Annotated in this window: 25 protein-coding genes; 16 read left to right on the forward strand and 9 right to left on the reverse strand. The window is 68.4% G+C overall.

Annotation, left to right across the window (positions count from 1 at the left end):
* Positions 1-2: 2 nt before the first annotated feature.
* From AB0J62_RS25255 to AB0J62_RS25270, 4 genes are read right to left on the reverse strand one after another with little or no spacing between them, the layout of a single operon-like run.
* Positions 3-251: a DUF2630 family protein gene (locus AB0J62_RS25255; protein ID WP_363875814.1), complete on the reverse strand. Its 249-nt coding sequence runs from the start codon at positions 249-251 to the stop codon at positions 3-5.
* On the reverse strand, positions 248-1,015 hold the full coding sequence (locus tag AB0J62_RS25260) for an ABC transporter permease (protein ID WP_363875817.1): 768 nt from the start codon (positions 1,013-1,015) through the stop codon (positions 248-250). The genes AB0J62_RS25255 and AB0J62_RS25260 overlap by 4 nt, the downstream gene beginning before the upstream one ends.
* A complete protein-coding gene (locus tag AB0J62_RS25265; RefSeq protein ID WP_363875820.1) occupies positions 1,016-2,722 on the reverse strand; it encodes an AMP-binding protein in 1,707 nt (568 codons plus the stop codon).
* Positions 2,723-2,744: 22 nt separating this feature from the next.
* The gene (locus tag AB0J62_RS25270; RefSeq protein WP_363875823.1) at positions 2,745-3,791 is read right to left on the reverse strand and encodes an SLC13 family permease; all 1,047 of its coding nucleotides are present in this window, start codon (positions 3,789-3,791) and stop codon (positions 2,745-2,747) included.
* A 42-nt stretch (positions 3,792-3,833) separates the two neighbouring features.
* On the opposite strand from AB0J62_RS25270, the gene AB0J62_RS25275 reads away from it, so the two are divergent.
* Positions 3,834-6,530: a GNAT family N-acetyltransferase gene (locus tag AB0J62_RS25275; protein WP_363875826.1), complete on the forward strand. Its 2,697-nt coding sequence runs from the start codon at positions 3,834-3,836 to the stop codon at positions 6,528-6,530.
* On the opposite strand, the gene AB0J62_RS25280 is transcribed toward AB0J62_RS25275, so the two are convergent.
* A complete protein-coding gene (locus tag AB0J62_RS25280; protein ID WP_363875829.1) occupies positions 6,500-7,024 on the reverse strand; it encodes a DUF2087 domain-containing protein in 525 nt (174 codons plus the stop codon). The genes AB0J62_RS25275 and AB0J62_RS25280 overlap by 31 nt on opposite strands.
* Before the next feature lie 45 nt (positions 7,025-7,069).
* Between AB0J62_RS25280 and AB0J62_RS25285 the strand changes: the two genes are divergently transcribed.
* The 5 genes from AB0J62_RS25285 to AB0J62_RS25305 all read left to right on the forward strand — a co-directional run bounded on the left by AB0J62_RS25285 (position 7,070) and on the right by AB0J62_RS25305 (position 12,399).
* Entirely contained in the window at positions 7,070-8,125 is a 1,056-nt protein-coding gene (locus AB0J62_RS25285; protein WP_363875832.1) for a P1 family peptidase, read from the forward strand.
* A 128-nt stretch (positions 8,126-8,253) separates the two neighbouring features.
* Positions 8,254-8,955, forward strand: a complete 702-nt coding sequence (locus tag AB0J62_RS25290) for an ABC transporter ATP-binding protein (RefSeq protein ID WP_363875835.1) — start codon at positions 8,254-8,256, stop codon at positions 8,953-8,955.
* Positions 8,952-10,601 carry an FtsX-like permease family protein gene (locus AB0J62_RS25295; protein WP_363875838.1) on the forward strand — a complete coding sequence of 550 codons (1,650 nt, stop codon included), beginning with the start codon at positions 8,952-8,954 and terminating at the stop codon, positions 10,599-10,601. The genes AB0J62_RS25290 and AB0J62_RS25295 overlap by 4 nt, the downstream gene beginning before the upstream one ends.
* A 57-nt stretch (positions 10,602-10,658) precedes the next feature.
* Complete coding sequence (locus tag AB0J62_RS25300) at positions 10,659-11,270, forward strand: DUF5998 family protein (protein ID WP_134100156.1); 612 nt, start codon at positions 10,659-10,661, stop codon at positions 11,268-11,270.
* 4 nt (positions 11,271-11,274) lie between these two features.
* A complete protein-coding gene (locus AB0J62_RS25305) occupies positions 11,275-12,399 on the forward strand; it encodes a nucleotide pyrophosphatase/phosphodiesterase family protein (RefSeq protein WP_363875842.1) in 1,125 nt (374 codons plus the stop codon).
* Here AB0J62_RS25305 and AB0J62_RS25310 read toward each other — a convergent pair.
* Positions 12,396-14,039 carry a S8 family serine peptidase gene (locus AB0J62_RS25310; protein ID WP_363875845.1) on the reverse strand — a complete coding sequence of 548 codons (1,644 nt, stop codon included), beginning with the start codon at positions 14,037-14,039 and terminating at the stop codon, positions 12,396-12,398. The two genes, AB0J62_RS25305 and AB0J62_RS25310, sit on opposite strands and share 4 nt — an antisense overlap.
* Before the next feature lie 98 nt (positions 14,040-14,137).
* Here AB0J62_RS25310 and AB0J62_RS25315 point away from each other — a divergent pair, with 98 nt between their 5' ends.
* Positions 14,138-14,791 carry a thymidine kinase gene (locus tag AB0J62_RS25315; protein ID WP_363875848.1) on the forward strand — a complete coding sequence of 218 codons (654 nt, stop codon included), beginning with the start codon at positions 14,138-14,140 and terminating at the stop codon, positions 14,789-14,791.
* The gene (locus tag AB0J62_RS25320; RefSeq protein WP_363875851.1) at positions 14,788-15,603 is read left to right on the forward strand and encodes a sulfurtransferase; all 816 of its coding nucleotides are present in this window, start codon (positions 14,788-14,790) and stop codon (positions 15,601-15,603) included. Before AB0J62_RS25315 ends, AB0J62_RS25320 begins: the two co-directional genes overlap by 4 nt.
* A 4-nt stretch (positions 15,604-15,607) precedes the next feature.
* On the opposite strand, the gene AB0J62_RS25325 is transcribed toward AB0J62_RS25320, so the two are convergent.
* Positions 15,608-16,351, reverse strand: coding sequence for an SDR family NAD(P)-dependent oxidoreductase (locus AB0J62_RS25325; protein WP_363875854.1), 744 nt, complete (start codon positions 16,349-16,351; stop codon positions 15,608-15,610).
* 268 nt (positions 16,352-16,619) lie between these two features.
* Between AB0J62_RS25325 and AB0J62_RS25330 the strand changes: the two genes are divergently transcribed.
* Positions 16,620-17,675 (forward strand): DUF4185 domain-containing protein, encoded by a 1,056-nt coding sequence (locus AB0J62_RS25330; protein WP_363875857.1) that lies wholly within the window; start codon positions 16,620-16,622, stop codon positions 17,673-17,675.
* On the opposite strand, the gene AB0J62_RS25335 is transcribed toward AB0J62_RS25330, so the two are convergent.
* Positions 17,672-18,136: a GNAT family N-acetyltransferase gene (locus tag AB0J62_RS25335; RefSeq protein ID WP_363875860.1), complete on the reverse strand. Its 465-nt coding sequence runs from the start codon at positions 18,134-18,136 to the stop codon at positions 17,672-17,674. The genes AB0J62_RS25330 and AB0J62_RS25335 overlap by 4 nt on opposite strands.
* 24 nt (positions 18,137-18,160) lie before the next feature.
* Entirely contained in the window at positions 18,161-18,532 is a 372-nt protein-coding gene (locus AB0J62_RS25340; RefSeq protein ID WP_363875863.1) for a VOC family protein, read from the reverse strand.
* A gap of 186 nt (positions 18,533-18,718) precedes the next feature.
* Here AB0J62_RS25340 and AB0J62_RS25345 point away from each other — a divergent pair, with 186 nt between their 5' ends.
* The 7 genes from AB0J62_RS25345 to AB0J62_RS25375 all read left to right on the forward strand — a co-directional run bounded on the left by AB0J62_RS25345 (position 18,719) and on the right by AB0J62_RS25375 (position 25,943).
* A complete protein-coding gene (locus AB0J62_RS25345) occupies positions 18,719-20,110 on the forward strand; it encodes an extracellular solute-binding protein (protein ID WP_363875866.1) in 1,392 nt (463 codons plus the stop codon).
* Between the two features lie 4 nt (positions 20,111-20,114).
* On the forward strand, positions 20,115-21,029 hold the full coding sequence (locus AB0J62_RS25350; protein WP_134100183.1) for a sugar ABC transporter permease: 915 nt from the start codon (positions 20,115-20,117) through the stop codon (positions 21,027-21,029).
* Complete coding sequence (locus AB0J62_RS25355) at positions 21,026-21,910, forward strand: carbohydrate ABC transporter permease (RefSeq protein WP_363875871.1); 885 nt, start codon at positions 21,026-21,028, stop codon at positions 21,908-21,910. The genes AB0J62_RS25350 and AB0J62_RS25355 overlap by 4 nt, the downstream gene beginning before the upstream one ends.
* Entirely contained in the window at positions 21,907-22,782 is an 876-nt protein-coding gene (locus tag AB0J62_RS25360; RefSeq protein ID WP_363875874.1) for an NAD(P)-dependent oxidoreductase, read from the forward strand. Before AB0J62_RS25355 ends, AB0J62_RS25360 begins: the two co-directional genes overlap by 4 nt.
* Positions 22,783-24,048: an enolase C-terminal domain-like protein gene (locus AB0J62_RS25365; protein ID WP_363875877.1), complete on the forward strand. Its 1,266-nt coding sequence runs from the start codon at positions 22,783-22,785 to the stop codon at positions 24,046-24,048. It begins immediately after the preceding gene.
* Positions 24,049-24,114: 66 nt separating this feature from the next.
* On the forward strand, positions 24,115-25,389 hold the full coding sequence (locus AB0J62_RS25370) for an ROK family transcriptional regulator (RefSeq protein ID WP_363875880.1): 1,275 nt from the start codon (positions 24,115-24,117) through the stop codon (positions 25,387-25,389).
* Positions 25,386-25,943: a GNAT family protein gene (locus AB0J62_RS25375; protein WP_363875883.1), complete on the forward strand. Its 558-nt coding sequence runs from the start codon at positions 25,386-25,388 to the stop codon at positions 25,941-25,943. Before AB0J62_RS25370 ends, AB0J62_RS25375 begins: the two co-directional genes overlap by 4 nt.
* The last annotated feature ends 570 nt before the right edge of the window (positions 25,944-26,513 follow it).

Below are 26,513 nucleotides of genomic sequence, written 5' to 3' on the forward strand. Positions count from 1 at the left end.
GGTCAGTTGAGGTAGCCCTCGACGGTGTCGGCCGAACGGGGCTTCGCGTCGTCGGGGTTCTCACCGAACTCACGCCGGGCGCGCCGCTGGCGGAGCAGGTCCCAGCACTGGTCCAGCTCGACCTCGACGGCCTTCAGCCGGGCATGCTCGTCGGCGTCACTGATCTGACCGGCGGCGTGCTTGGCACGAAGGTCCTTCTCCTCCGCGACCAGGTCGTCGATCCGCCCGATGATGCTCTTGTCGTCACTCATGAGGAAACCGTACGCCCGTCCGGTAGGTGGGAGCGGGACAGGAGCTCGGTGAGGACGAGGATGGCGAGGGCCTCGGCTGCGATCAGGCCGAGGAGGACGACGAGTTGGAGGGCCGCGGCCTGCGTGGGGGAGGCGCCGCCGAGGACCATGCCGACGAAGGCGCCGGGGAGCGTGACGAGGCCGACCGTGCGGGTCTGATCGAGCGCCGGCAGGAGGGCGTCACCCGCGACCGGACCGACGACGAGCTTGAACGCGTCCGGCTGGAGCAGACCGATCGACAGCCCGGCCTCGAACTCGCCGTAGCGGGTCGCGTACTCGCTGAGCACGCGACGGCCGGCCAGCGTGGTCGCAGTCATCGCGCCGCCGACGATGATGCCGCCCATCGGCAGGATGCTCGCCGGATTCCGCGGTACGACGCCGGGCAGGATGAGCAGCAGCAGTACGGCGAACGCACCCGAACCGATCGCCGCCGCGCAGTACGCCCACTGCCCCCGGATGACCGCGGTCTGATGCAGTCGCCGCGTGCTGGTCACCGTGGCGACACCGAACATCAGCAGGACGAACGCGATCGCTCCGATCGTGTGCTGCAGCGCGAATCCGACCACGACCCCGACGGCGGCCAACTGCACGACCGCGCGCAGCGCCGCGGTGACGATGCCTCTGTCGTGCCGCAGACCCGCGTACCGGGACGCGGCGACACCGATCGCGATCAGCAAGGGCAGGACGACGAGCGCCGACCAGCCCAAGCCGGTATGGAACGACATCTACTTGAAGTCGGCCTCGTCGTAGGTGTTCCCCGCGCCGCTCTCCACCTTCGCCGCCTCGTCCGCGCGCAGCTCGACCCGCCGGATCTTGCCGGAGATCGTCTTCGGTAGCTCGGCGAACTCTAGCCGACGGATCCGCTTGTACGGCGCCAGGTGCTCGCGGCAGAACGCCAGGATCTCGCCGGCCAACTCCCGCGACGGCTCGTGTCCAGCTGCGAGGACGACGTACGCCTTCGGAACGGCGAGCCGGACCGGGTCCGGTGACGGTACGACGGCTGCCTCGGCGACGGCGGGATGCTCGATCAGCACCGATTCCAGCTCGAACGGCGAGATCCGGTAGTCGCTGGCCTTGAACACGTCGTCCGAGCGTCCGACGTACGTGATGTAGCCGTCCGCATCGCGGCTCGCGACGTCGCCGGTGTGGTAGTACCCGTTGCGCATCACCTCGGCGGTCAGCTCGTCCGCGTCGCGATAGCCGCGCATCAACGGGACCGGCGCGGGCGCCAGCTCGATGCAGATCTCCCCGTCGTCGCCGATCACGTCGGTGGCCGGGTCGATCAGCGCGATGCTGTATCCGGGCAGCGGGCGGCCCATCGAGCCGAGCTTCACCGGCTGACCGGGGGTGTTGCCGATCTGTGCGGTCGTCTCGGTCTGGCCGTACCCGTCCCGGATGGTGATGTCCCAGGCGTTGCGGACCTGCTCGATCACCTCGGGGTTGAGGGGCTCACCGGCCGAGATGCACTCGCGGATCTGGACGTCGACCGCGGACAGGTCGGCCTGGATCAGCATCCGCCACACCGTCGGCGGGGCGCAGAACGTGGTCACGCCGTACTCCTGCAGGACCTGGAGCATCCGCTCGGCGTTGAAGCGCGTGTAGTTGTAGAGGAAGACGGTCGCACCGGCGTTCCAGGGCGCGAACACGTTGCTCCACGAGTGCTTGGCCCAGCCGGGCGACGACACATTGAGGTGTACGTCGCCGGGCTGCAGACCGATCCAGTACATCGTCGACAGGTGGCCCAGCGGGTAGCTGACCTGCGTGTGCTCGACCAGCTTCGGCTGACTCGTCGTACCGGACGTGAAGTACAGCAGCAGCGAGTCGTCCGCAGCGGTGTCGACCTCCGGGACCGGACCGTCGTAGCTCTCGGTGTCGGCGTACTGCAACCAGCCCTCGGCCCCCGAGCTGGTCGGCCCGACAGCGACGCGGATGCAGTGGTCCGCGATCCCGGCGTACCGGCCGGCGTCGGCGCCGCTCGTGACGACGGCGCGGACGTTGCCGCGGGAGATGCGGTCGGCAAGATCGGCGTCGGTGAGCAGGGTGGTCGCGGGGATCATCACCGCGCCGGCCCGGATACAGGCGAGCATCGTCTCCCAGAGCTCGACCTGGTTGCCGAGCACGATCAGCACGCGATCGCCCGGCTTCAGGCCCGCCTCGGTGAGCCAGCCGGCGACCTGGCGGGACCGCTCGGCCATCTCGGCGTACGTCCGGGAGGTGACCTGGCCGTCCTCCTCTACGATCGTCAGCGCGGCCACCTCGGGCTGCTCGATGGCGAGCGCGTCGAACCAGTCGCGCGCCCAGTTGAACCGCTCGAACGCGGGCCACTTGAAGTCCCGGTACGCCATCTCGTAGTCGTCCCGATGCGCCACCAGGAAGTCCCGGGCCGCCCGGAACTCCCGGGTCACCGCCGAGGTGCTCTGTTCCGTCGCCATGTCGCGCACATTACCCATTCGGTCACGCATTCAGCGCCAGGACAGCTCCCGCCACGACCAACGGCGTCAGGATCAGACCACGCCACAGGAACGACCACCACGAGATGTCGACGCGGGCGGCGTCGCAGCGGGCTCGCCACAGGAGCGTGGCGAGTGAGCCCCAGAGGGTGAGCAGGCACCCGCAGTTGACGCCGATCAGCAGCGCCATCATCCGGTGCGGGCTATTGGAAGCGACCGGCTCCATCGCGAGGTACGCCGGCAGGTTGTCGAACAGGTTCGCGCCGACGGCAGCAGTCGCGCTCAACCGCAGTTCGGACGTTGTCCCGGCGATCCGCCGGAGCAGATCCTCGAGCCCGTGCTTGCTGAGGAACCCGACGACGGTGAACAGCACCACGACCGTGATGACGAGTTTGTACGGGATCAGCGACCACCGCAGCGCGCTGCGCCGCCGGACAGCGAACAGGACTACCAGCGTGACCGCCCCGATGCTGGCCGGCCAGGCAACCTCCACCCCGGACACGAACGCGGGCCCCATCAGCACACAGATGCCCGCCGAGCCCCAGAACAGCACCTTGTCCTCGACCGGCGGAGTCGGCGGTACGCCGTACGTCCGGTGCAGGTCGCGGTGGAAGAGGGCCGCGAGCACGACGACCGTGATCAGGATCGATGCGATCGCCGGACGCCAGCTCACCGAGATGAACGAGGTGTCCAACTGGCGGAACTGGTGGAGGGCGAGGAGGTTCGTGAGATTGGACACGGGCAGCAGCAACGACGCCGTGCCGGCCAGCCAGACCGTCGTGAACGCGAACAGCTTCGGCGGGATCTCCAGTTGCCGGGCCATCGACAGCACGACCGGCGTCAGCAACACCGCGCAGGTGTCCAAGGACAGCACGATGGTGAGGCCGGTGGCGAGCGCGACGACCAGCAGCCAGAGCCGCCAGACCCGGCCGCGGGCGAGGTGCGCGGCCTCCCGCGCCGCGACGTCGAACACCTTGGCCTGGTCGGCCAGCTCGGCGATGACGGTCACTGCGATCAGGAACACCAGCACCGGCGCGATCCGCTCGACCAATATTCACGACCTCCGGGGTGACTGTTTGAGTACGCTTGCCAGGTGCCGGACCAGTATGACCACGAGCTGCCGGACGGCTATCCGGCGGAGTACGAGGCCGATGTCGTCCTGCGGGACGGCGCGACCGCGCATCTGCGTCCGATCACGCCCTCCGACGCCGAGCTGCTGGTGGCGTTCTACGCCCGGGTGTCCGAGCAGTCGAAGTACTACCGCTTCTTCGCCCCGTACCCACAGCTGTCGGACCGGGATGTGGCGAGGTTCACCACGGTCGACTACCACGACCGGCTCGCGCTGATCGTGACGGTCGGTGACGAGATGATCGGCGTCGGCCGGTACGAGCGGACCGGACGGAGTACGGCGGAGGTCGCGTTCCTGATCGAGGACGCGCACCAGGGCCGCGGGCTCGGCCAGCTGCTCCTCGAGCACCTGGCGCAGGCTGCCCGCGAGAACGGCATCCACCGGTTCGTCGCCGAGGTGCTGCCGGACAACCGGAAGATGATCACGGTCTTCGCCGAGGCCGGGTACAAGGTCGCCCGCGAGTTCGAGGACGGCGTGATCATGGTCGAGTTCGACATCGCGCCGACCGACACGTCGTTCGGCGTGATGCAGGCCCGGGAGCAGCGGTCCGAGGCACTGTCGATCGCGCGGCTGCTGACCCCGTCGTCGGTCGCGGTCATCGGCGCGAGCCGGCGTCAGGGCACGATCGGCAACGCCCTGTTGCGCAACCTCCGCGACGGCGGGTTCCCCGGCCGGTTGTACGCCGTGAACACCGACACCAAAGCCGACGAGATCGAGGGCGTCCCGGCGTACCCGACGATCCGCGAGGTGAGCGACACCGTCGACCTGGCGGTGGTCGCGGTCAAGGCGGAGATGGTCGCCGACGTCGTCCTGGACTGTGCGGCCAAGGGCGTGCGCGGGCTGGTCGTGGTGTCCAGCGGGTTCGCCGAGGTCGGGGACGAAGGACGGAAGCGTCAGCGGTACCTGGTTGGTCTGGCGCGCTCGTACGGTATGCGCGTCATCGGCCCGAACGCGCTCGGTGTGATCAACACGGCGGACGGAGTCTCGCTGAACGCGACGCTCTCGCCGTTGATGCCGAGCAAGGGCCGGGTCGCGTTCTTCTGCCAGTCCGGTGCGCTCGGCGTACCGATCCTGGCCGATATGGTCGGTCGTGGTCTCGGCCTGTCGACCTTCGTCTCGGCCGGCAACCGCGCGGATGTCTCGGGCAACGACCTGATGCAGTTCTGGTACTCCGACGAGGCCACCGAGGTCGTGCTGCTGTACCTCGAGTCGCTCGGCAACCCGCGCAAGTTCAGCCGGGTCGCGCGCCGGCTGGCCGGTCGCAAGCCGGTGATCGCGCTGAAGTCCGGGCGGGCGACCCAGGGCGTGCCGGTCGGGCAGATGGTCCGGCGCAGCCAGTTGCCGCCAGCAACGATCGAGTCGCTGTTCCGGCAGAGCGGGCTGATCGGGGTGGACACCACCGGTGAGCTGTTCGACGTCGCCCAGTTGCTCGCGCACCAGCCACTGCCGAAGGGCCGCCGCGTCGCGATCGTCTCGAACTCCGACGCACTGACGCTGCTCGCACTCGACACGATGGCCGGCTGCGGTCTCGACGTAGCCGGCGACCCGCACAACCTGAGCCCGGACGCGACCGCTTCGGACTTCGGCGTGGCCCTGTCCGAGGTGTTCGCCGACGACCGTGTGCATTCGGTCGTGGTGATCTACACCCCGCCCGTACAGTCCAACGGCGCCGAGGTCGCGCAGGTCCTGGCAGCAGCCGCCGCCGGGTCGGACAAGCCGGTGGTATCGACGTTCCTCGCCTCCCGCAGCGTGCCCGCCGAGCTCCGCGTCCCCGACGAGGACGGTGGTGCCGCGCGCGGATCGATCCCGTCGTTCCTCAACCCGCAGTACGCCGTGGGTGCGCTCGCGAAGGCAACGCAGTACGCCGAGTGGCGCAGGCGTTCCGACAGCCGGATCCCGGATCTGCCGGACGTGGACACCGCCGGGGGAGAGGACTTCGTCGCGGAGTTCCTGCAGCGGCATCCCGGTGGCGCCGATCTCGACGAGGCCGACCGCCAGCGGCTGCTGAGCTTCTACGGGATCACGGTGCTGCCGGCGTTCCCGGTGCTGAGCGCGGACGAGGCGGTCGACCGGGCCGCGGACCTCGGGTTCGAGGTGATCCTGAAGGCGACCGCGGAGCAGTGGCGGATGCGGCCCGACCTGGCCGACATCTGGCGGCACATCCACGACGAGGACGACATGCGGGCGGCCTGGGCGGAGATGACCCAGACCTTCGGCGTCGCGTCGGATCCGGGGCGGGCGCAGTTCGTCGTCCAGAAGATGGCGCCGCCGGGCGTGCCGGTGGTGATCTCGACGATCGAGGACGTGTCGTTCGGCCCGGTTGTCACGTTCGGGCTGTCCGGCGTGGCGACGGACCTGCTCGGCGACCGGTCGTACCGGATGCCGCCGCTGACCACGCGGGACGCCGCCGAGATGGTGCGGGAGGTGAAGGCGTCACCGCTGCTGTACGGCTACCGCGGCTCGGACCCGGTCGACATCTCCGCGATCGAGAACCTGCTGCACAGGGTCTCGCGGCTGACCCTCGACCTCGAGGAGGTCGTCCGCCTCGACCTGCGCTCGGTCCTGGTCTCCGCCGAGGGCGCCTGCGTCCTCGACACCCGGGTCCGCATCGCCCCGAACGAGAAGCCGCGTCAGGACACCCCGGCCCGCCGTCTGACGTAGATGCCGTTCTCACGGTCCAGCAGCCGTGCGTCGACCAGGCCTCGCCGAAGGGCGGCGTGGTCCGGATGCCAGCGGTTCAGCAGTCCGTTGACCTCGGCCTCGGGGTAGGCCCGCCCGACCTCGAACGTCTCGACCAGATACTCGAGAACGACCTGATACTTGTCCGGGTACGTCGGGAAGTGGGTGAGCCGCCCGTCGCGGATGAACGACTTCAGCACGTTGTCCCGGTCCGGATCCGGGTCGAGCGGCACACGCTCGGGGCGGCTCTCACGGACAGCGTCCTTGAACGCGGACTCGTCCGCCGTGAACCCGTCGCGGGTGGCTTCGATCAGTCCGCCCTTGGTCAGCCGCTGTAGTGCCTTCACCACGACCGGCGCGGCAAGTCCGGTGCTCCCGGCAACCTGCTCGGGAGTGGTGGCGCCGAGGACGATCGCGGAGTACGTGCGCAGCCTCGACGGTTCGGCCAGCAGACCACAGAGCTGATCGGCGTTCATACATTTCACGCTAACGATTGCCGCAACCGGATTATGATCCGCCGTATGCAGCCTGGCCCGCACAACGCGATCACCGATGTCCCCGGAGTGCTTGTCGGTCAGGTTGAGCGCATCGACGCGCCGTACCTGACCGGTACGACGGTCATCTACCTGCCGACGACTGGTGTCGCGGGTGTCGATGTCCGCGGCGGAGCGCCCGGAACGCGTGAGACGGATCTGCTCTCGCCGGTGAACTCGAACGGCGGCGTGAATGCGATCGTGCTGACCGGCGGGAGCGCGTTCGGTCTCGATACCGCGGGCAGTGTGATGCGCTGGCTGGAGGAGCGTGGCGAGGGTGTGCGCGTCGGTCAGGGCGAGTACGACGTGGTGCCGATCGTGCCGACCGCGGTGATCTTCGACCTTGCCCGCGGCGGCGACTTCAGGGCCCGGCCCGAGCCGTCCTGGGGTGCGGACGCGATCGCCGTCGCCACCGACGGACCGGTTGCCCTGGGCAACCACGGCGCCGGGGCCGGAGCGCGTGCACGCTCGTTGAAGGGCGGTGTCGGCTCGGCCAGCGTGCGGCTCGACGACGGTACGACGGTCGGCGTGCTGGTGATCGTCAACGCGGCCGGCTCGACGGTCGACGCCGACGGCAACTTGTACGGCGCGCGCCTCGGGATCGGTGACGAGTTCAGCCACCTGCGGACGCCGGTCGAGCCGCCGCCACCCGCCGCGCCCGGTCGCAACCTGATCCCGGGGCCGCCGATGAACACCGTGATCGCGGTGGTGGCGACCGACGTACCGCTCGACAAGGCGGCGACCAAGCGGATGGCGATGGTCGCGCACGACGGGCTGGCCAGGGCGATCGATCCGATCCACACGCTCGTCGACGGCGACAGCATCTTCGCGGTGTCGACCCGGGTGGCCGACGACGACCGGCCCCGGCTGAGCCTCACCGATCCGATGGCGCTGGGCCAGCTCGAGACGCTCTACGCCGCCGGGGCGCGCACGTTGTCGCGGGCGATCGTGCACGCGATGCTCAACGCCGAATCGGTGGAGACGCCGGCCGGCCTGATCCCGAGCTACCGCGACGCGTATCCGTCCGCGTTCAGCACCGACTGACACCGCCCGACACCGACTGGCGTACGACTTGGGTCGTACGCCGAACTGCCGAAAGGCGTCGGAAGACGACGGCAAGACCGGTCTGCGGGCCGACGATCGCGGGCGCCGTACGCGGAAGGCTCTGGGCTATGAGCTTCCAGAGTCCCCAGTCGCAGGTCGTGCTCTCCGGTCACGGCCTGGTCAAGTACTACGGCAGCGTGGTCGGCCTGGCCGGCGTGGACGTTGCTGTCCGGTCCGGCGAGGCGCTCGCGGTGATGGGCCCGAGCGGCAACGGCAAGACCACCCTGCTGCACGTCCTGGCCGGAATCCTCACGCCGGACCAGGGCGAGGTGTGGCTCGCCGGTGAACGAGTGGACCAGCTGAACGACGCCGCCCGGACGGTACTACGTCGGCGGCGGCTCGGGTTCGTGTTCCAGGACAACCAACTCCTGGCCGAACTGCCCGCGGACGAGAATGTGGCGCTCCCGTTGATGGTGGACGGTCTGAGCCGGCGGGACGCGATCGGCCGGGCGCGGAACATGCTTGCCCAGGTCGGCCTGGCCGCTGAGGTCGGCCGTCGTCCGGGTGAGCTGTCCGGCGGACAGGCGCAACGAGTCGCGATCGCCCGTGCTCTGGTCGGCGAACCGCAGGTCGTGTTCGCCGACGAACCAACCGGCGCTCTGGACGCAGCCACCGGCTCCCAAGTCATCGACTTGTTGGTAGGCGCAGCGACCTACCGCGGCGCGGCCGTAGTAGTCGTCACGCACGACAACGCAGTCGCCGCCCGCTGCCACCGCGCCCTCCACATCGTCGACGGTCGAGTCAGCGAGTCGACGGGAGTCGCCCGATGAATCCGATGACCGACCTCGGTCTGCGCTTCGTACGTCGTCCCGGGCCGGGTGGGCGAGCCGCCAACCTTGCGGCGCTCGGCGCGACCGCAGTCGTCGCGTTGCTGGTGACCTTCCTGATCGCGGGCTCACTCGGACTGTCACACCGGTCGGAGCGGATCGGCTGGCGGAGTGCGGACAAAGCCGACCCGGCGACCGCGATCGGTGCGCTGCATCTCGACGACGACCAGCGCGTCGACGGCCAGCGGATGACCGTCCTCGACCTGGCGACACTCAAGCCCAACCAACTGCCGCCACCGCCCGGCCTCGAGCACACTCCGAAGCCCGGTGAGGTCTTCGTCTCGCCTGAGGTCGCCAAGCACTGGTCCAGCCTCAGCACGAAGTACGGCGTTGCGGAGCCGACCGGTGTGATCAGTGCGAAGGGTCTGTCCTCGCCGGAGGAGTTCATCGTCATCCGGGGCCTCCAAACGATCCCGGCCGACGAGCACCCGCAGTACGTGAGTAGTTGGCACGACAAGGTGTGGGACAGCCGCATGCTCGGTCTGCTGATCGCAGTGGCCTTCGGCATCACTCTCGTGCTGTTCCCGATCCTCAGCCTCGTCGGCCAAGCCGCCGGGGTCGCGGCCAAGCGCCGCGAACACAGGCTGGCCGCACTGCGCCTTGCCGGCGCCACGCGAATGCAGGTCCTCTGGCTGAGCGCGGTGGAGCAAGCTGTCCTCGCTCTGGCCGGTGCAGTGGTCGGACTCGTCGGCTACACGGTCCTGAGCCCGCTGATCGCCCGCATCCCGCTCGGCGGCGGTCGCTGGTACTTGGGCGACATCACCGTCAACTGGTGGACAGTCCTGGTCGTTCTGGGCGCAGTACCTGTCCTGTCCGTGGTGAGCGCACTGATCGGTCTGGGCCGCGTCAGCATCACTCCGCTGGGCGTTGTTCGCGGCCAGACCCGTAAGGGCGTCAGCGTCCTGCGTCTCGGCCTGCTGGTGATCGGTCCGCTGATCCTGGCGTACTACGGACTGCAGGCTGCCTTCCTGCCCTTGCTGATCGGAGTCGGGTTCGCTGCGCTCGCCGTACGCATCATCGGGCCGTTCGCGGTGCAGGTGGTCGGCAAGACGATGGCGAACCTGGCGAACGGACCTGTGACGTTGCTGGCGGGTCGCAGGCTTGTCGACGACCCGAAGGGCGCTTTCCGGCCGGTAGCTGCGCTGGTGCTGTCGGGCTTCGTCACTGGCTTCATCTCGGTGTTCATGCCGCCCGGTGACGACGATCCGAGCTTCCACGACATGCGGATCGGTGTGGTACTCCTGCTCTCTCTGGTCTTCCTGACGGTGGCAGCCTCGACTGCAGCCGGTGCGGTCGGTACTGCGCTCGACCAGGCGGTTCCGGCGCGAGCGCTGCGCCGGTCCGGCGTACCCCTGAAGGTGATTGAGCGGTCGGCGCGGGTAGCGGCAGTCGTACCGGTGATCGGAGTCGGGCTGCCGGTCGTCGGTTTCGGGGCGCTGTGCGGGCTGGCGCTGAGCGGCGGGAAGGTCATCACGCAGGGCAGTTCCGGCGTACTGCTGCTGATCGGGCAGGTAGTGGCCGGGCTGATCCTCGTCGCGGTCGCGGGCGCCGCCGGTGCACCGGTCCTGCGCAAGGCGAGTGCGAACTGAGCGTGGTTGTCCACAAGGGTCGAACGCTCGGGCTCGCGATCGTGCAAGGATGAGGGCATGCGTGACCTGAATGCACCGGAGCTCGCGGACGCATCCGCGGACCTGCGCGAGGCGATCGATCGGTGCGGCTACTACCCCGACGTGGTGACGGATTCGCTCGAGGTGGCGATCGCCGGCGAGCCGATCCGGGCCTACGTGCTGCAGCACGAGCCGACGTTCGACCGGGACGAGGTCCGGCGGCACATCACGATCCTGGCGCTGACCCCGAGCCGGCTGATCGTCGGCCACACCGACGAACACGCCGCCGACGAACTGATCCGCGCGCCGTATGCGTCGACCTCGACCGAGGCGATCCCGTTGCACCGGGTGAATGCCGTCGTCGTGAACCGCGTCGTCCCGAACCCGGCCGGCTACGCCTCCGGCAAGTCCGACCCGGCCGTGGCCGGCGCCGGTGAGGTCGTGCTGACGATCGGCTGGGGCATGGTCAATCGGATCGACCTCGAGCCCGCGGTCTGCGCCGACCCGAACTGCGAGGCCGACCACGGGTACACCGGCTCGGTCGCCGCCGACGACATCTCGCTGCGGATCAGCGCGGCGGCCGACGGTCCGGCCGGGATCCAGCAGGTGCTCGAGTTCGCCAAGGCGCTGTCCTTCGCGACCAGCAGGTAGTGCCGTGATCGTCCCGGTTTCCCCGCAGTACGGCGGCGGATCGCTCGCCGACGTATTGCCGTCGGTGGCCGGTGCGCTGTCGGTGCCGGGCGAGACGAACGTCCTCGGCCTGCCCGCCGCGCCGCGGTACGCCGTACTGCTCCTCGACGGCCTGGGATGGAACCTGCTCCAGCGGTACGCCGAGGCCGCGCCGTACCTGTCCTCGCTGATCCCAGTCAGCCGAAGCCTGACCGCGGGCGTGCCGTCGACGACCGCAGTGAGTCTGACGAGCCTCGGCACGGGGCTGCCGCCGGGCGCCCACGGCATCGTCGGCTACACCTCGATCGTCCCGGAGACCGGCGACCTGCTGAACGCGCTGTCCTGGGATGCCCCGGTCGACCCGCGGCGCTGGCAGCCGCACGGCACGGTCTTCGATCGGGCAGCCGCCGCCGGCGTCGCGACTCGCAACGTGAGCAAGGCGCGGTTCGACTCGTCCGGCTTGACCGCCGCAGCGTTCCGGGGGAGTGCGCACCGCGGCGCGGACACGGTCGAGGACCGGCTGGACGCGACCCGGTTCGCGAGCCGCGAGGGGAAGTCGTCGCTGGTCTACGTGTACGACTCTCAGCTCGACTACATCGGCCATCAACAGGGCTGCGACTCGTGGCAATGGCAGAAGGAGCTGTCCGCGGCTGACGACTTCGCATTGCAGGTTCGCTCGGCGTTGCCGCGTGACGCCGTGCTGCTGGTCGTCGCTGACCACGGCATGATCGACATCGCGCCTGAGCATCGGGTGGACATCGACCTCGAGCCGGCGCTGACCGACGGCGTACGCGTCGTCGGCGGTGAGTCCCGTTTCCGCCACCTGTACTGCGTTCCCGGCGCCGAGCTCGACGTCATCGCGACCTATAGCGAACGGCTCGGTGAGAAGGCGCTGGTCTTGTCACGCTCGGATGCCATCGCGCGCGGGTGGTTCGGGCCGGTCGAGGATCGAGTGGCGCCTCGCCTCGGCGACGTCATCGTCGCGTCGCTGGGTCCGGTCGCACTCGTCGCATCACGTCGGCACGCCCAAGAGGCAAACCTGATCGGTCTGCACGGCTCGCTGACTGCCGACGAGATGGAGATCCCACTCCTCATCGACACCGGGCGTTAGAAGCTCCAGACGTCCCAGTAGAAGCTGGTCCGCGCGGTCTTGGCTTGTCCGTCGCGGGCGATGACGGTGACCTTGTAGCGACCCGAGCCGGGCGTCAGGACTCCTGTGATCCAGCCGCGTTCGGGGTCGATGGACAGCCCGGGCGGAAGGCCGGCGGCGGAGTAGCTGATGTCGCCCGAGCCGCCGGTGCCCTTCATCAGCAGCGGGATCGCCGGGATGCCGCCGACACCGATCTGCTCGCCGGGTTCGGTGATGGCGATCGCGCCCTGCGGCTGGGCGGGGGCGGCTCCGACCGCCTCGGCGGCGTCGACGAGACCCTCACCGTAGAACGAGTTGTTGGCCGTCGGACCGACGCATTCACCGGTCGCGCCGGGCGGGCAGGCGAGGTCGTTGGCCTGCTGGGCGAGTCGGGCGCGGACCTCGGCGGGAGTGAGTTTGGGGTCGACGCTTCGGAGCAGCGCGGCGACACCGGCAACATGCGGCGAGGCCATCGACGTACCCTCGAGGATCTTGTAGCCGCCGCCTGGCACCGTCGAGTACACGTCCTCGCCCGGGGCGGCCAGGTTGATCTTGTTCACGCCGAAGTTCGAGAACTGCGACTTCACGCCGCTCGGGTCGACCGAACCCACGACGACCACGTCCGGGAGTTCGGTCGGCAGGCTGATGCAGTCGTTCGTGACCGTCCGCGGCGCTGCAGTCGAGTCGTCCGGGCTGGAGTCGTCGCCGGACTTGTTCGCCAGGTCGTAGTCCTCGTTGCCCGCCGCGGCCACGTTCACGACGCCCTTGGTGTCGGAGTACGCGACGGCCCGGCGTACCGCCTCGGCGATCGCATCCTGGTCCTTGTCGCTCGGGCACAGGAACAACCACGGGTCGACGTAGTAACTGTTGTTCGTCACCGAGACGCCCTTGTCCGCGGCGAACATGAACGCGCAGACCGTGTTCTCCGGGAAGAACAACTGGTTGCCGGCCTCGGCGATCCGGATCGACGACACCTTCACGCCGGGCGCGACGCCGATCATCCCGACGCCGTTCTTCGCGCCCGCGATCGTGCCGGCGACGTGCGTGCCGTGCTCACCGACCGGACGCCAGGCGCCCGGCCGGGTGTCGGCCTTGCCGTACGCGCAGGACGCCGACTTCGACGCGTCGAAGTTCGCCTTCAGATCCGGGTGCTGGTCGTCCACGCCGGTGTCGAGTACGCCGACCGTCACGTTCTTCGAGCCCTGGTTCTTCTGCCAGGCCTGGTCGGCGCCGATCTGCGTCATGTCGGCGCGATCCGTCTCCGGAGCGGTCGTCGCGGTCTCCGGAACCGCGGATGGGATCGCCGGATTGCCGACATCGGCCGGGAGGTCCGTCGTCCGGGTGGCTCCGGCCTTCTCGACCCCGGCGACGTCGCGCATGTTCGTGACGAAGTCGGGAGCCGTCGAGTGCGCCACGATCACCCCGATGGCGTCGTACGTCGCGTAGACCGTGCCGCCGTTCTGCGTGACGGCTCCGGTGACCTTTCCGGTCTGGTTCGGTTCGGTGATCACGAAGTACGCACGCAAACCTGCCGCGGCCCGGACCGGCGTCGCACCGGCCGGCAGAGTGGCGCTGACGACAGTCAGCCAGGCCGCGAGCATGAGAAGCAGAGCTTTGCGCACGATCCATTCAAACCGCACCAAGCCCCAGAACCAAAGCGGCAGGGAACGACACCCCCCGAGGTGCGGCGCGTACCGCTGACTTGGCAGGATGATCGCCCGTGGCTGAGCTGCTCTATTTCACCGGGACCATGGATTGTGGCAAGTCGACGCTGGCCCTCCAGATGGATCACAACCACAAGGCGCGGGGACGGCTCGGCCGGATCTTCACCAGCCATGACCGTGCGGGAGAGTCGGTGCTCTCGTCGCGGCTCGGTCTGTCCGCGGACGCGGTCGAGGTGCGGGAGGAGTTCGACTTCTGGGACTACGTGGTCAACGAGCTCACCCAGGGCGGACGGATCGACTATGCGGTGTGTGACGAGGCGCAGTTCTACAGTCCGCTGCAGATCGAGCAACTGGCCCGGCTGGTCGACGAGCTGCAGATCGACGTGTTCTGCTTCGGGATCCTGACCGACTTCCGGGCGACGCTGTTCCCGGGTTCGGCCCGGTTGGTCGAGCTCGCCGACCGGATGGAACTGCTCCAGGTCGAGGCGTTGTGCTGGTGCGGTGAACGGGCCACACACAACGCCCGTACGATCGGTGGGGAGATGGTGACCGAGGGCGAGCAGCTGGTGGTGGGTGACATGGTGACCCGCGACCTCGAGCCGGCGTACGAAGTGCTGTGCCGCCGGCACCACCGCCGCCGGCTCACCCAGGCCCGCGCCCGCGCCACCCTGTCCCCAGAGGTCCTGCCGTTCGGAGGAGCTGCTTCATGAGCCCGTTGATCACCGTTGACGAACTGCGTGCGCTGTCGCCCGTGCTCGTGGACGTGACGTGGAACCTGGCAGGTCCGCCCGGCAAGGAGGCGTACGACGCCGGTCACCTGCCGGGCGCGTACTTCGTCGACCTCGAGACCGAACTCGCCGGCCCGCCCGGCCCCGGCCGACACCCGTTGCCCGACGCAACCACCGTCACCGCGACGTTCCAGCGCCTCGGTATCACGTCCGCGGACACGCCGGTCGTGGCGTACGACGCCGCCAACTCCACGTCCGCCGCCCGCGCGTGGTGGATCTTCCGGTACTTCGGGTTGACCGACGTACGCGTCCTTGACGGCGGACTCGCCGCGTGGAAGGCCGCCGGGGGAGAGGTCACGGTGGAAGCACCCGCCGATGGAGCCGGGACGTTCACCTCGACTCCTGGGCACCTGCCCGTCCTCGACGCCGACGGTGCGGCCGAGGTGGCTGCGAAGGGCATTCTGTTGGATGCCCGGGCTCCCGAGCGCTTCGCTGGTGAGGTCGAGCCCATGGACCCGGTCGCCGGCCACATCCCCGGCGCCACCAACGCTCCGACGACCGCGAACGTCGATGAGACCGGCCGCTTCCTCCCCGCTGCCGACCTCCGCGCCCGCTTCGAGAAGCTCGGCGTCACCGCGGACGCCGAGACCGCCGTCTACTGCGGCTCCGGCGTCACCGCCGCCCACGAGGTCCTGGCCCTCGAATCCGCCGGCCTGCCTTCGAAGCTCTACATCGGCTCCTGGTCCGAATGGATCACCGACCCAACCCGCCCGGTAGCCACAGGCAAGAACTGATTGGCTACCAGTCCACCGGACCGAGGCGATCCTCGAACGTGCCGGTCGGGCCGTCTGGGCCGATGGTGGCCATCCGGATGATCGAGTCCGTGCCTTGGGTGACGGTCAGCTGACCCTTGTGGTTGTTCATGTCAGTGGCCGCGAACGTATGGTTCGCGGTCTCGCCCGGCGTGACCGCGTTGAACTTGATGTTCGGCAGCGCCTTCGCGTACCTGACCGTGATCATATTCAGCGCGGCCTTCGAGGAGCTGTACGCGAGCTCGTGCAGGTTGGACACCGGCTGCTCCGGGTCCAGCACCACGCTGAAGGCTCCACCGGCGCTCGAGACCATCACCACCCGTGGGTTCTCCGCCGCTTGCAGCAGCGGCAGGAACGCGTGGGTGACCCGCACCGGGCCGTACACGTTGGCGTCGTACACGGCGTGCAGTTCGTCGGCGGTCGCCTCGCCGGGGTGTACCGCGTGCCCGGGCGCGCCGGCGTTGTTGATCAGTACGTCGAGCCGGTCAGTGTGCTTGGCGACAACCTGCAGAGCATCAGCGACCGATTCGTCGGACGTGACGTCGAGCGGGACCAGTACTGCATCCAGGCCGTCGGCCGTCAGCTTCCCGACGGCGGCCCTGCCGCGGTCCGCGTCACGCGCGCCGACGAAGACCTTCCAACCCAGCTCACCGAGCCGACGGGCTGCTTCGTAGCCGAGTCCCTTGTTCGCCCCGGTAACCAGCGCCGTGGTCTGCGCCGTGTTGCTCATCATGCTCCTCCTGTGGAATTTGTTTGATCAGGAGATGCCCCGGTGGTCCGGCTCGTGACAGCAGACCGGCGTGAGGTGAGTCACGGGATCCCAGGCGCCGGGCCTCACTACGAAGCCGGCGACGGCCGCGGGGCGCTGAATGCGACCCAGTGCAAGCAGTTCACCCGGCTGGCATCCGTACTGGTCAACCCTTGACAGAGGCTGGTTGCTGCGCGAGAGTCAGAAATCGATTTCCCGCATTCCTTCCAACCGCCCCTGGGAGACAGCGATGATGAAGCGATCCACGTTCCTCCGCGCCGCGTTCGGCGCCGGCGTTGTCGCCGCCGTACCGTCCACCGCCTTCGCGAGCACCCAGGCCGTGCTGACGAGCAAGGTCGCCGACCTGACCGGGCCGGGGCTCACCGACCGGTTCCGGATGGCGGCGACCGACCTCGGCATTCCGGCGCGTACGCCGGACGGGAGGCTGCTCTTCATGTTCGGCGACACGTTCGAGCAGCCGGCTGTCGGCGGGGGATGGTGGCGGTCGCCGGTCGCGTTGTGGTCCACGACGACGGACCTGAACAGCGGCGTGAAATGGTCGGGCGCCGTCGGGGGCGATGCAGCGCAGCAGTTGTGGGACTACCCGCACGACAATCCGACGTTCTCGACCGTGCTGCCGTCGGATGTGATCACGATCGGCGGCTCGATGTACCTGCATGCGATGGTGAACAAGGGTCTCGGCAACGTGGTCTGGACCGAGATCTGGCGGTCGGACAACTCGGGCGCGAGCTGGTATCACACCGGCGCGAAGTTCGACCCGAACATCGACGGCGGGCTGTTCCAGCTGCTGACGTGGGGGCTCGGGAACGACGGGTACGTGTACGTCTATTCGACCGGCTTCCAGCGCGACAAGCCGATCATCCTGAAGCGCGTCCGCGCCGACCAGATCGCGAACCCGGCGGCGTACGAGCCGTGGGGCTACCGCGACGGGGTGTGGGCGTGGGGGAACCCGGCGACGCCGATCCTGACCGGGAGCTTCGGCGAGATGAGTCTGCGCCCGCTCGGCGGCAAGTGGGTCCTGACCTGGTTCAACGCCGGCGATTACCGCATCGACGGCATCATCATGGACACGCCGACGTCGAACCTCTACACGGCGTACCGCCAAACGCTTATCTACGGCGGCAACTGGGGCTCCGAGGACGGCAACCACGTGGCGCAGCTGTACGGCGGTTACGTCATCCCCGGATCCACCTTGTCGGACATGCACCTGTCCGTGAGCCAGTGGAACACCGCCAACGGCTGGCCGTACCGCGTAATGCAGTTCCGCGTCCGCGGGTTCGGCTAGAGGTCGAGCACCATCGTGTCCGACGTACCGACCACGCCGATCTTCACGAACCCGAGCGACGCGTAGAGCTTCCGCGCCGGGTTGTCCGGGTCAACACTCAACGACAGCCGCTGGTACGACGCCGCGCGGGCGTTCGCGATCAGCTCGGACAGCACGGCCCGCGCCACGCCCTGGCGACGATGCGCGGGGGAGACCCCGAGCGTGATCTCCGGAACGTCGTCCGCGACGTACCCATACCCACGCAGCAAGCGAGCCCAGGTGGCGCCGGCCGGTACGCCGTCCACCTCCGCAATCACCCCGAAGTCCGTCTCCCGCGGCCAGCCGGCGAGATAGCGCCAGGCGCGCTCATCCGCCCGCACCTTCGCCTCGTCGTACCAGGGAGTCCCGTCCCAGTTACATGCCTCAAGCAACATCTCGATCAGGAACGGAAGGTCGGCCGCACTCGCCGCTCGCAGCTGCATGCGCCCATCCTCACCTCCACCGGTTCACCGCGGCCCGGCGACCCCGATGAGGTTGCCCTCCGGGTCGGTGAACTGGCCGACCACCAACTTCCCCGGCACACCGTCCGGCCCGAACACCCGCCGCCCGCCAAGCCGCTCAGCCTGCTCCAGAGCAGCGCCGACATCGTCGACCCCGACATAGAACAAGACCTTCGCCGCCAGCGAGGCGCCACCGCCGACACCGCCGTTGAGCCCAGCAACCGATGCCTCGACGAACCCGTACTGCCCAGCCTCGGACACCGCCGCAGACACGGTGTCCCCGACCGCGAACGTCCAGCCGAAGAGCTCCCCGTAGTACTCCCGCAGGCCCTCCGGCGAGGTCCCGATGATCTCGAAGTGCACAACCTGGTTAGCCATCTGTTCCTCCTTCTCGCTGGGGTACGTCGGCGCCGTCCGAGAGGTCTCGACATGTTGCGCAAGCGTTATCGCATCAATGGCTGTCAAGGTCTTGAGTTAGTAACACGCTTGGTTTAACTTACTCGGGACCTGGCCGGTGTGTGGCTCAGAGCGCATCGGCGGCATCCGGAAACCTGAGGAGTTCCGATGACGAGTGTGAGCAGGTGGGGCCGGTTTGGGACTGCCCTCGGTGTGGCGGGCCTGATGCTCGCGGCCGGCTGTGCGAAGGCCACGACGCCGTCGTCGTCCGGCGGGGCGGGCGGCGACGTCGACCAGAACGCGCCGGTCACGATCACGATCGGCGACCGCCCGACCCCGGACAAGCCGAACGACATCAAGGCGTTCGACCAGAAGATCAAAGACTTCATGGCGAAGAACCCGAACATCACGGTGAAGTCGACCGAGACCGCCTGGCAGGCGCAGACCTTCCAGGCCCAGGTGGCCGGCGGCACGCTGCCGACGGTGATGAACATCAGCTTCACCGAGCCCGCCAACATGATCCCGAACAAGCAGCTCCCGGACATCACCGACGAGCTGAAGCTGGTCGACCTGACCAAGGACCTGAACCCGAACGTCCTGAAGATCGTCCAGGACGCCAACGGCCGGATCTACGGCGTGCCGACCGACGTGTTCTCGGTCGGCCTCGCCTACAACCGCAACCTGTTCAAGCAGGCCGGTCTGGACCCGGACAAGCCGCCGACGACGTGGGACGAGGTCCGGCAGTACGCCAAGCAGATCCACGACAAGACCGGCAAGGCGGGGTACGCACAGCTGACCACCAACAACACCGGTGGCTGGATGCTGACCACGATGACCTACAGCATGGGCGGCACGGTCGAGAGCCCGGACGGCAAGAAGTCGACCTTCAACGACGCGCCGACCAAGAAGGCGCTGCAGCTGCTGAAGGACATGCGCTGGACCGACAACTCGATGGGCAGCCGGTTCCTGTACAACCAGGAGGAGGTCCGGCAGGACTTCGCGGCCGGCAAGATCGGCATGGTCCTGCAGGCGCCGGACGCGTACGACATGGCCGTGAAGCAGTTCGGCATGAAGCCCGCCGACTTCGGTGAGGGCGCGCTGCCGCAGGACGGCGGCCCGCACGGCACGCTGACCGGCGGCTCGCTGAAGATGATCAGCCCGAAGGCGACCAAGAACGAGATCGTCGCGGCGCTGAAGTGGATCAAGTTCGACCAGTTCGACAAGTACACGACCGAGTCGGTCGCGGTGCAGGACGCCAAGACCACGATCGCCGACAAGGGCTTCGTCGGCCGTCCCGGCATCACCCCGCTGAGCCAGTCGACGTACGACCAGTTCAACAAGTGGCGTGAGCCGTACGTCAACGTCCCGGTCAAGCAGTTCCAGGGCTACATCGACTCGACCACGTCGCTAAAGCTGCTGCCCGAGCCGTCGAACAAGGGCCAGGAGGTCTACTCGCTGCTCGACCCGGTGGTCCAGCAGGTGCTCACCAAGAAGGACGCGGACATCGACAAGCTGGTCAGCGATGCCGCCGCGAAGATCGACGCGCGTCTGGCGCGGTAGCCACATGTTCCAGCAACGAACGCAGAAGTCGAGCCGGAGCGTTACCACCTGGTACCGCTCCGGCGGGCTCAGCAGTATCTTCTTCGCCCTGCCCCTGGTGCTGATCTTCCTGTACTTCTCCTGGGGCCCGATCGTCCGCGGTCTGGTGCTCAGCTTCCAGAAGAACAACCTGGTGGCCCCGGCCGAATGGGTCGGGTGGTCGAACTTCAGCTACGTGCTGACCGATCCGCAGCTCCCGCAGGCGGCGCTCAACACGCTGTACTTCGCCTTCCTGGCGCTGATCTTCGGATTCCCGGTGCCGCTGTTCCTGGCGGTCTTCATCAGCGAGCTGCGCAAGACCGGCTGGCTGTACAACGTGCTGTCGTACCTGCCGGCCGTCGTACCGCCGGTGGCCGCCATCCTGCTCTGGACCTTCTTCTACGACCCGAGCGGGGCAGGCGTCTTCAACTCCATCCTCGGCTGGTTCGGGATCGGGCCGTTCGCCTGGCTGAACTCGCAGACCCTTGCGATGCCCGCTATCGTGCTCGAGGCGACCTGGGCCGGCGCGGGCGCGACCTCGATCATCTACCTGGCGGCGCTGACCGGCGTACGCACGGAGTTGTACGAGGCGGCCGAGCTGGACGGGGCGGGGATCTGGAGCCGCGTCTGGCACGTCACGCTGCCGCAGATCCGCGGAATCATCCTGATCATGATGCTGCTGCAGCTGATCGGGACGTTCCAGGTGTTCACCGAACCGTTCCTGTTCACCGGCGGCGGTCCGAACAACGCCACGCTGACGGTTCTGCTGCTTATCTACCGGTACGCGTTCATCAACGGCGACTTCGGCGCCGCGACGGCGCTGAGCGTGCTGCTCGCCGGGGTGCTGTGCGTGCTCTCGGTCGTCTACCACTTCGTCACTCGCCGCTGGAGTACGACATGAGCATTTCCGAGCGCGGAATCATCTCGACAGCCGACCGGCAGCGCGGCCTGATCCGCTACGGACTGCCGGCGATCCAGGTGCTGATCTTCGTCGGCGTGCTGGTCGCCGGCGTCGGCCCCCTGCTCTGGCTGCTCAAGTCCGGCGTCTCGACCAGCCAGGACATCCTCAGCGGCCCGATGCAGCTGTGGCCGTCGGGGATCCAGCTGAAGAACATCCCGGACGCCTGGAACCGCGTGCAGATCGGCGCGTACCTGGGCAACACGGCGTTCATCGCGATCGGCTCGATGATCTCGACGCTGTTCGTGTGTACGACGGGAGCCTTCGTGCTGAGCATCCTGCGGCCGAAGTGGGGCCCGATCATCACCGGCGCCGTGCTCGCGACGCTGTTCCTGCCAGGCGTCATCTCGCTGGTCCCGCTCTACATGACCGTCCTGGACATGCCGCTGCTCCACGTCAGCCTGCAGAACACCTTCTGGGCGGTCTGGCTCCCGTCGGCGGCGAGCGCGTTCAACGTCCTGATCATGAAGCGGTACTTCGACTCGATCCCGCGCGAGCTGGTCGAGGCGGCCCGGATCGACGGCGCGAGCAACCTGCGGCTGTTCACGGCGCTGATCCTGCCGCTGTCGAAGCCGATCGTCGGGGTCGTCGCGCTGCTGACCGTGATCGGTTCGTGGAAGGACTACCTCTGGCCGCTGCTGGTGCTGCCCGACCCGACGCTGCAACCGATCTCGGTCGCCCTGCCGCGGGTGGCCAAGACCACAGAGATCTCGCTGCAGATGAGCGCGCTGTTCCTCGCGGTTCTGATACCTGTCGTGCTGTTCTTGTTGTTCCAGAAACAATTCCTGCGTGGTGTGGGAATGGCGGGAGGCATCAAAGAGTGAGTGAACTGAACGGCCGGCGCGTGCTGGTCACGGGGGCCGCCGGCCGGATCGGGCTGGTCACGGTCGAGCACCTGAACGACCTGGGTGCGAAGGTGACCGCCCTGTCGAACGTCGAGCACCCGGACCTGAAGGCGGACCGGGTGCTGATCGGCGACACCCGCTCCGAAACCGATGTCGCCCGGGCGCTCGAGGGTGCGGAGTACGTCGTCCACCTGGCGGCGCTCGCGCACCCGTCGGCCGGTACGCCGTACGACGTCTATTCGATCAATGTCGTGTCGACGTTCAACGTGCTCGCGCAGGCCGGCGCGCTCGGCATCGACCGGGCGGTGATCGCGAGCAGCATCAACGCGACCGGCGTCCCGTTCAACCCGCACGAGATCCGCCAGCCGTACTTCCCGTGGGACGAGAAGGCGCCGACCGACGTCGGCGACTGGTACTCGCTGTCGAAGCAGAACGACGAGAACACCGCACGGATGGCGTGGCGCCGGTGGGGGATCGACGTGGTCTCGTTCCGGTTCCCGCATGTGAACTCGCCGGACGTGCTCGAGCGGATGGCCGAGCACGCCCGGGTGAAGCCGGCCGACGGACTGCGCGAGGCGTGGAGCTACCTGGACACCCGGGACGCGGCGTACGCCGTGGAGCTCGGGCTGACCGCGCCGTTGTCCGGCGCCCACACGTTCTTCGTCGCCGCGGACACAACCACCGCGCCGTACGCGACCGAGGACCTGCTCGACGCGTTCGCGCCGGACGTGCCGCGCACGCGGCGGTTCATCGGCCGCGAGGTGCCGATCGACCTGACCGCCATCCGCACGGTGCTCGGCTTCCGGGCCAAGCACGAACTCGACCTACCCACCCTTCCCCTGGAGTCCTGAATGGCTCAGCACAGTCCGACGAACTTCGACCAGCCGTGGCCCGTCCGCGACGACATCCGGATCCGCGAGGTGAAGGCGATCGTCACGGCGCCGCAAGGCATCCCGCTGGTCGTCGTGAAGATCGACACCACCGAACCCGGCTTGTACGGGCTCGGCTGTGCCACATTCACCCAGCGGTGGAAGGCGGTGCAGACATTCGTCGACGAGCACCTGTCCCGGCTGCTCGTCGGCCGCTACCCGGGTGACATCGGCGACCTGACCCGCCTGGCCGGGTACTCCGGCTACTGGCGCGGCGGACCGGTCACCAACAACGCGATCTCCGGTATCGACCAGGCACTGTGGGACATCGCCGGCAAGCGCGCCGGGATGCCGGTGTACGAGCTGCTCGGCGGCAAGGTCCGCGCCGCCGCGGACACGTACATCCACGCCAGCGGCAAGACGATCGAGGACACCATCGAGCACGCCCAGAAGCTGATCGCTCAGGGCTGGCGACACATCCGGCTGCAGATGTCGACGCCGGGCGGTGGCGGGTACGGCGCTCCGCGGGTGCCGACGCTCTACCCGGATGCGCCGTACCACAACGGCTGGTCGGCGCGGGACTACCTGCGCACGACGCCGGAGCTGTTCGCCGAGGCCCGGCAGGCGCTGCCGGACAACATCGAGCTGCTGCACGACGTACATTCGCGGCTGACGCCGAAGGAAGCGGTGCTGCTGGCTCGTTCGCTGGAGCCGCACCGGTTGTTCTTCCTCGAGGACGTGCTGGCGCCGGAGCTGTGGGACCGGCTGCCCGAGGTGCGGGCCGCGTCGCCGGTGCCACTGGCCGTCGGCGAGCTGACGACGTCGTTCGGTGACGCCGTTCGGCTGATCCGGGACGGCGGTGTCGACTTCATCCGGTCGCATGTCTCCGATATCGGCGGCCTGACGCCGGCGCGCAAGCTGGCGGACCTGGCCGAGATCTCCGGCGTACGGACGGCGTGGCACGGGCCGGGCGACACCTCGCCGATCGGGGCCGCGGCGAACGTCGCGCTCGACGTGAGTTCTGTTGCCTTTGGCATCCAAGAGGGTCACATCTACGACGACGCGGTCCACGAGGTGTTCCCCGGGACACTGCGGATCGAGGACGGCTGGCTGCGCCCGAACGAGGCGCCGGGCTGGGGTATCGACATCGATCTGGAGGCGGCGGCCCGTTATCCCGCGCAACTGTCCGGACACGACGAGTGGGCAGCGGGCGTACGACGCATCGACGGTGCGCTGGAAGCGCCGTAAACACGCCGGCGCGCACACAGTGCGCAGTACGATCGCGGCTACTCGAGGTGAGACGGGGAGGTGGAGATGAACGATTCGGTGAACGACCTGGCCGAGTTCGAAGGCCTGCGGCGGGCCGGCGCGAACCAGTACGACCTGGGTTCGTTCAACGAGGCTGTGATCATCGAGACGATCCGGCTGGCCGGCACCATCAGCCGGACCGAGATCTCCCGCCGGACCGGTCTCACCCAGCAGTCGGTGTCGCGGATCCTGCGCATCCTCCTTCAGCAAGGGCTGCTGGTGGAGGAGGCGCAGGAGCGCGCCGAACGACTCGGGAAGCCGCGGACTCCGGTGCGGATGCGGTCGAATGCCGCGCACGCGGTGGGGATCCACATCGACCCGGAGCTGCTGACGGTCGCGGTCGTGGATCTGGACGGGAGGATCGTGCGGCGCGAGACCGTCGATCTCGCGGACGGTCTCGAGGCCGACAAGCTGATCGATCTAACCGCGGCGACGGTGACCGCGGCGTTGAGCATCAGCCAGGTCGATCCCGCGTCGATGCTCGGCGTCGGCGTCGCCGTACCAGGGCCGATCGACAGGGACGGCTCGCTGCTCGCGCTTCCGCTGCAGCCTGCCTGGCGTGGGTTGAAGATCCGGAAGTTGCTGCAGGAGCGGCTGAATCACCCGGTGCTGGTGGAGAAGGACGGTACGGCGGCCGCGATCGGTGAACGCTGGATCGGGCGTTCCGCGCGGGCGCGGGACTTCGCGTATTTGTATCTCGGTACGGGCGTCGGGAGCGGATTGATCCTGAACGGGTCGATCTATCGCGGGGGTTCGGCGAACGCGGGTGAGTTCGGGCAGATCGCGGCGCTGCGGATGGGGGAGTGGGACCCGGAGGACGGTCCGCGGATGATCCCCGAGTGCAATCCGACGGCTTCGTTGCCGGTGATCGCGGCCGAGTTCGGGTACGTCGAGACCGATCCGGGCGCGACCGATGAGGCCAAGCGGTACAAGGCGGTGTGCAAGGCGGCCGCGGACGGTGATGCGGCTGCGGTGAAGGCGGTCACGCAGGTGGCGCGGGTGGTCGGACAAGGCGCGGTCGGGTTGGTCGATCTGCTCGATATCGATCTCGTGGTGCTCGGCGGACCGGCGTACATGAAGGAGATCTCGGAGATCTTCCTGACCGAGATCGGGCGTGCGGTGAACGCGCATCCGGTGGCTCGGGAGACCCGTCCGGTCGCGGTCGAGGAGTCGATGTTGCAGACCGATGCGGCCGCGGTCGGGGCGGCATCGACGATCTTCCACGACGCTTTCACCCCTCGCGTGTCGGGCTCCAGCCAGGCACGTAGGCTGCCGAAGTGATTGAAGCCCGCTCGCTGACTTCCGACGTACAACTCCGGATCGCCACCCTCGAGGACGCTGCTGCGCTGGCGGACGAGTACACCCGGTCGTGGGATCACTTGTCGCCGTGGGAACCGTCTCGGCCTGACGGCTGGTTCACTGTTGCCGGCCAGCGGGAGCGGCTGGCGAGCACGCTGGAGCGCTACAAGAACGGTCAGGTCGTGCCGTGGCTGCTGGTCGAGTCCGACCGCGTCATCGGCGCCTTCACACTGCAGGACGTCGTCGCCGGACCGTTCCGCAGCGCGAGCCTCGGCTACTGGCTGGCCGCTGACGTGACTGGTCGGGGCCTCGCCACACTGGCCGTCGAGGCGGTCACCGAGCTCGCGGACACCGAGTTCAAACTCCACCGCATCGAAGCCAGCACCCTGAAGAACAACGTCGCCTCCCAACGCGTCCTCCAACGCACCGGCTTCAACCAGATCGGCTTCGCCCCCACCTACCTACACATCGGCGGCGTCTGGCAAGACTGCAACCTCTACCAAAGAATCCTCAACAACCGCGCCCCCGGCGCCTGAACAGCCCGCGAGCCCGGCGCCTAGCGGCGCCGGCCTCGCGGAGCTACCCGCAGCAGGTACTCGGGAAGTGCCGGGAAGGTGCTTCCGGGAGGTGCTCGGACGGCGCTTCCGGGAAGTGCTCGCAGGAAGCAGACCCTCCAGTGCGCGACGGGCAGACGGAGGTGTGAGAGGCGGCTGCTGATGAGCTCACCTGGGGATTGCAGCTGCCGTCAGGCCACCTGCGCAAGGCAGCGGCCGCCTCACCTGCCTGCGGATCAGCTGCTGGACCGACCTGCGAGCGCAGCTCCTCTCGGGCCACCTGCCGGGCGCAGCTCCTGCTCAGTCCACGTGCGGAGCGCAGCTCCTGCTCAGTCCACGCGCGGAGCGCAGCTCCTGCTCAGTCCACGCGCGGAGCGCAGCTCCTGCTCAGTCCACGCGCGGAGCGCAGCTCCTGCTCAGTCCGGGTGCGGAACGTAGCTGCCATCCTCCCCGGAGAGGGTGGGCCCTTACATACATACCCGCGCGCCGGGCGCCGTTAGGGGCCCCGGGGCCGGGGTTTGTGGTTGGGGGGTTGGCGAAGGCAGGGTGGAG

Origin of the sequence: Kribbella sp. NPDC049584, from assembly GCF_040675555.1 — a bacterium.
In the GTDB taxonomy this organism is placed as follows: Bacteria; Actinomycetota; Actinomycetes; order Propionibacteriales; family Kribbellaceae; genus Kribbella.

Bases quoted from the DNA above. Each gene is read 5' to 3' on its own strand.
- AB0J62_RS25255 (WP_363875814.1), bottom strand. From the start codon at position 251: ATGAGTGACGACAAGAGCATCATCGGGCGGATCGACGACCTGGTCGCG.
- AB0J62_RS25260 (WP_363875817.1), bottom strand. From the start codon at position 1,015: ATGTCGTTCCATACCGGCTTGGGCTGGTCGGCGCTCGTCGTCCTGCCC.
- AB0J62_RS25265 (WP_363875820.1), bottom strand. From the start codon at position 2,722: ATGGCGACGGAACAGAGCACCTCGGCGGTGACCCGGGAGTTCCGGGCG.
- AB0J62_RS25280 (WP_363875829.1), bottom strand. From the start codon at position 7,024: ATGAACGCCGATCAGCTCTGTGGTCTGCTGGCCGAACCGTCGAGGCTG.
- AB0J62_RS25285 (WP_363875832.1), top strand. From the start codon at position 7,070: ATGCAGCCTGGCCCGCACAACGCGATCACCGATGTCCCCGGAGTGCTT.
- AB0J62_RS25290 (WP_363875835.1), top strand. From the start codon at position 8,254: ATGAGCTTCCAGAGTCCCCAGTCGCAGGTCGTGCTCTCCGGTCACGGC.
- AB0J62_RS25295 (WP_363875838.1), top strand. From the start codon at position 8,952: ATGAATCCGATGACCGACCTCGGTCTGCGCTTCGTACGTCGTCCCGGG.
- AB0J62_RS25300 (WP_134100156.1), top strand. From the start codon at position 10,659: ATGCGTGACCTGAATGCACCGGAGCTCGCGGACGCATCCGCGGACCTG.
- AB0J62_RS25320 (WP_363875851.1), top strand. From the start codon at position 14,788: ATGAGCCCGTTGATCACCGTTGACGAACTGCGTGCGCTGTCGCCCGTG.
- AB0J62_RS25325 (WP_363875854.1), bottom strand. From the start codon at position 16,351: ATGAGCAACACGGCGCAGACCACGGCGCTGGTTACCGGGGCGAACAAG.
- AB0J62_RS25330 (WP_363875857.1), top strand. From the start codon at position 16,620: ATGATGAAGCGATCCACGTTCCTCCGCGCCGCGTTCGGCGCCGGCGTT.
- AB0J62_RS25335 (WP_363875860.1), bottom strand. From the start codon at position 18,136: ATGCAGCTGCGAGCGGCGAGTGCGGCCGACCTTCCGTTCCTGATCGAG.
- AB0J62_RS25340 (WP_363875863.1), bottom strand. From the start codon at position 18,532: ATGGCTAACCAGGTTGTGCACTTCGAGATCATCGGGACCTCGCCGGAG.
- AB0J62_RS25345 (WP_363875866.1), top strand. From the start codon at position 18,719: ATGACGAGTGTGAGCAGGTGGGGCCGGTTTGGGACTGCCCTCGGTGTG.
- AB0J62_RS25350 (WP_134100183.1), top strand. From the start codon at position 20,115: ATGTTCCAGCAACGAACGCAGAAGTCGAGCCGGAGCGTTACCACCTGG.
- AB0J62_RS25355 (WP_363875871.1), top strand. From the start codon at position 21,026: ATGAGCATTTCCGAGCGCGGAATCATCTCGACAGCCGACCGGCAGCGC.
- AB0J62_RS25365 (WP_363875877.1), top strand. From the start codon at position 22,783: ATGGCTCAGCACAGTCCGACGAACTTCGACCAGCCGTGGCCCGTCCGC.
- AB0J62_RS25370 (WP_363875880.1), top strand. From the start codon at position 24,115: ATGAACGATTCGGTGAACGACCTGGCCGAGTTCGAAGGCCTGCGGCGG.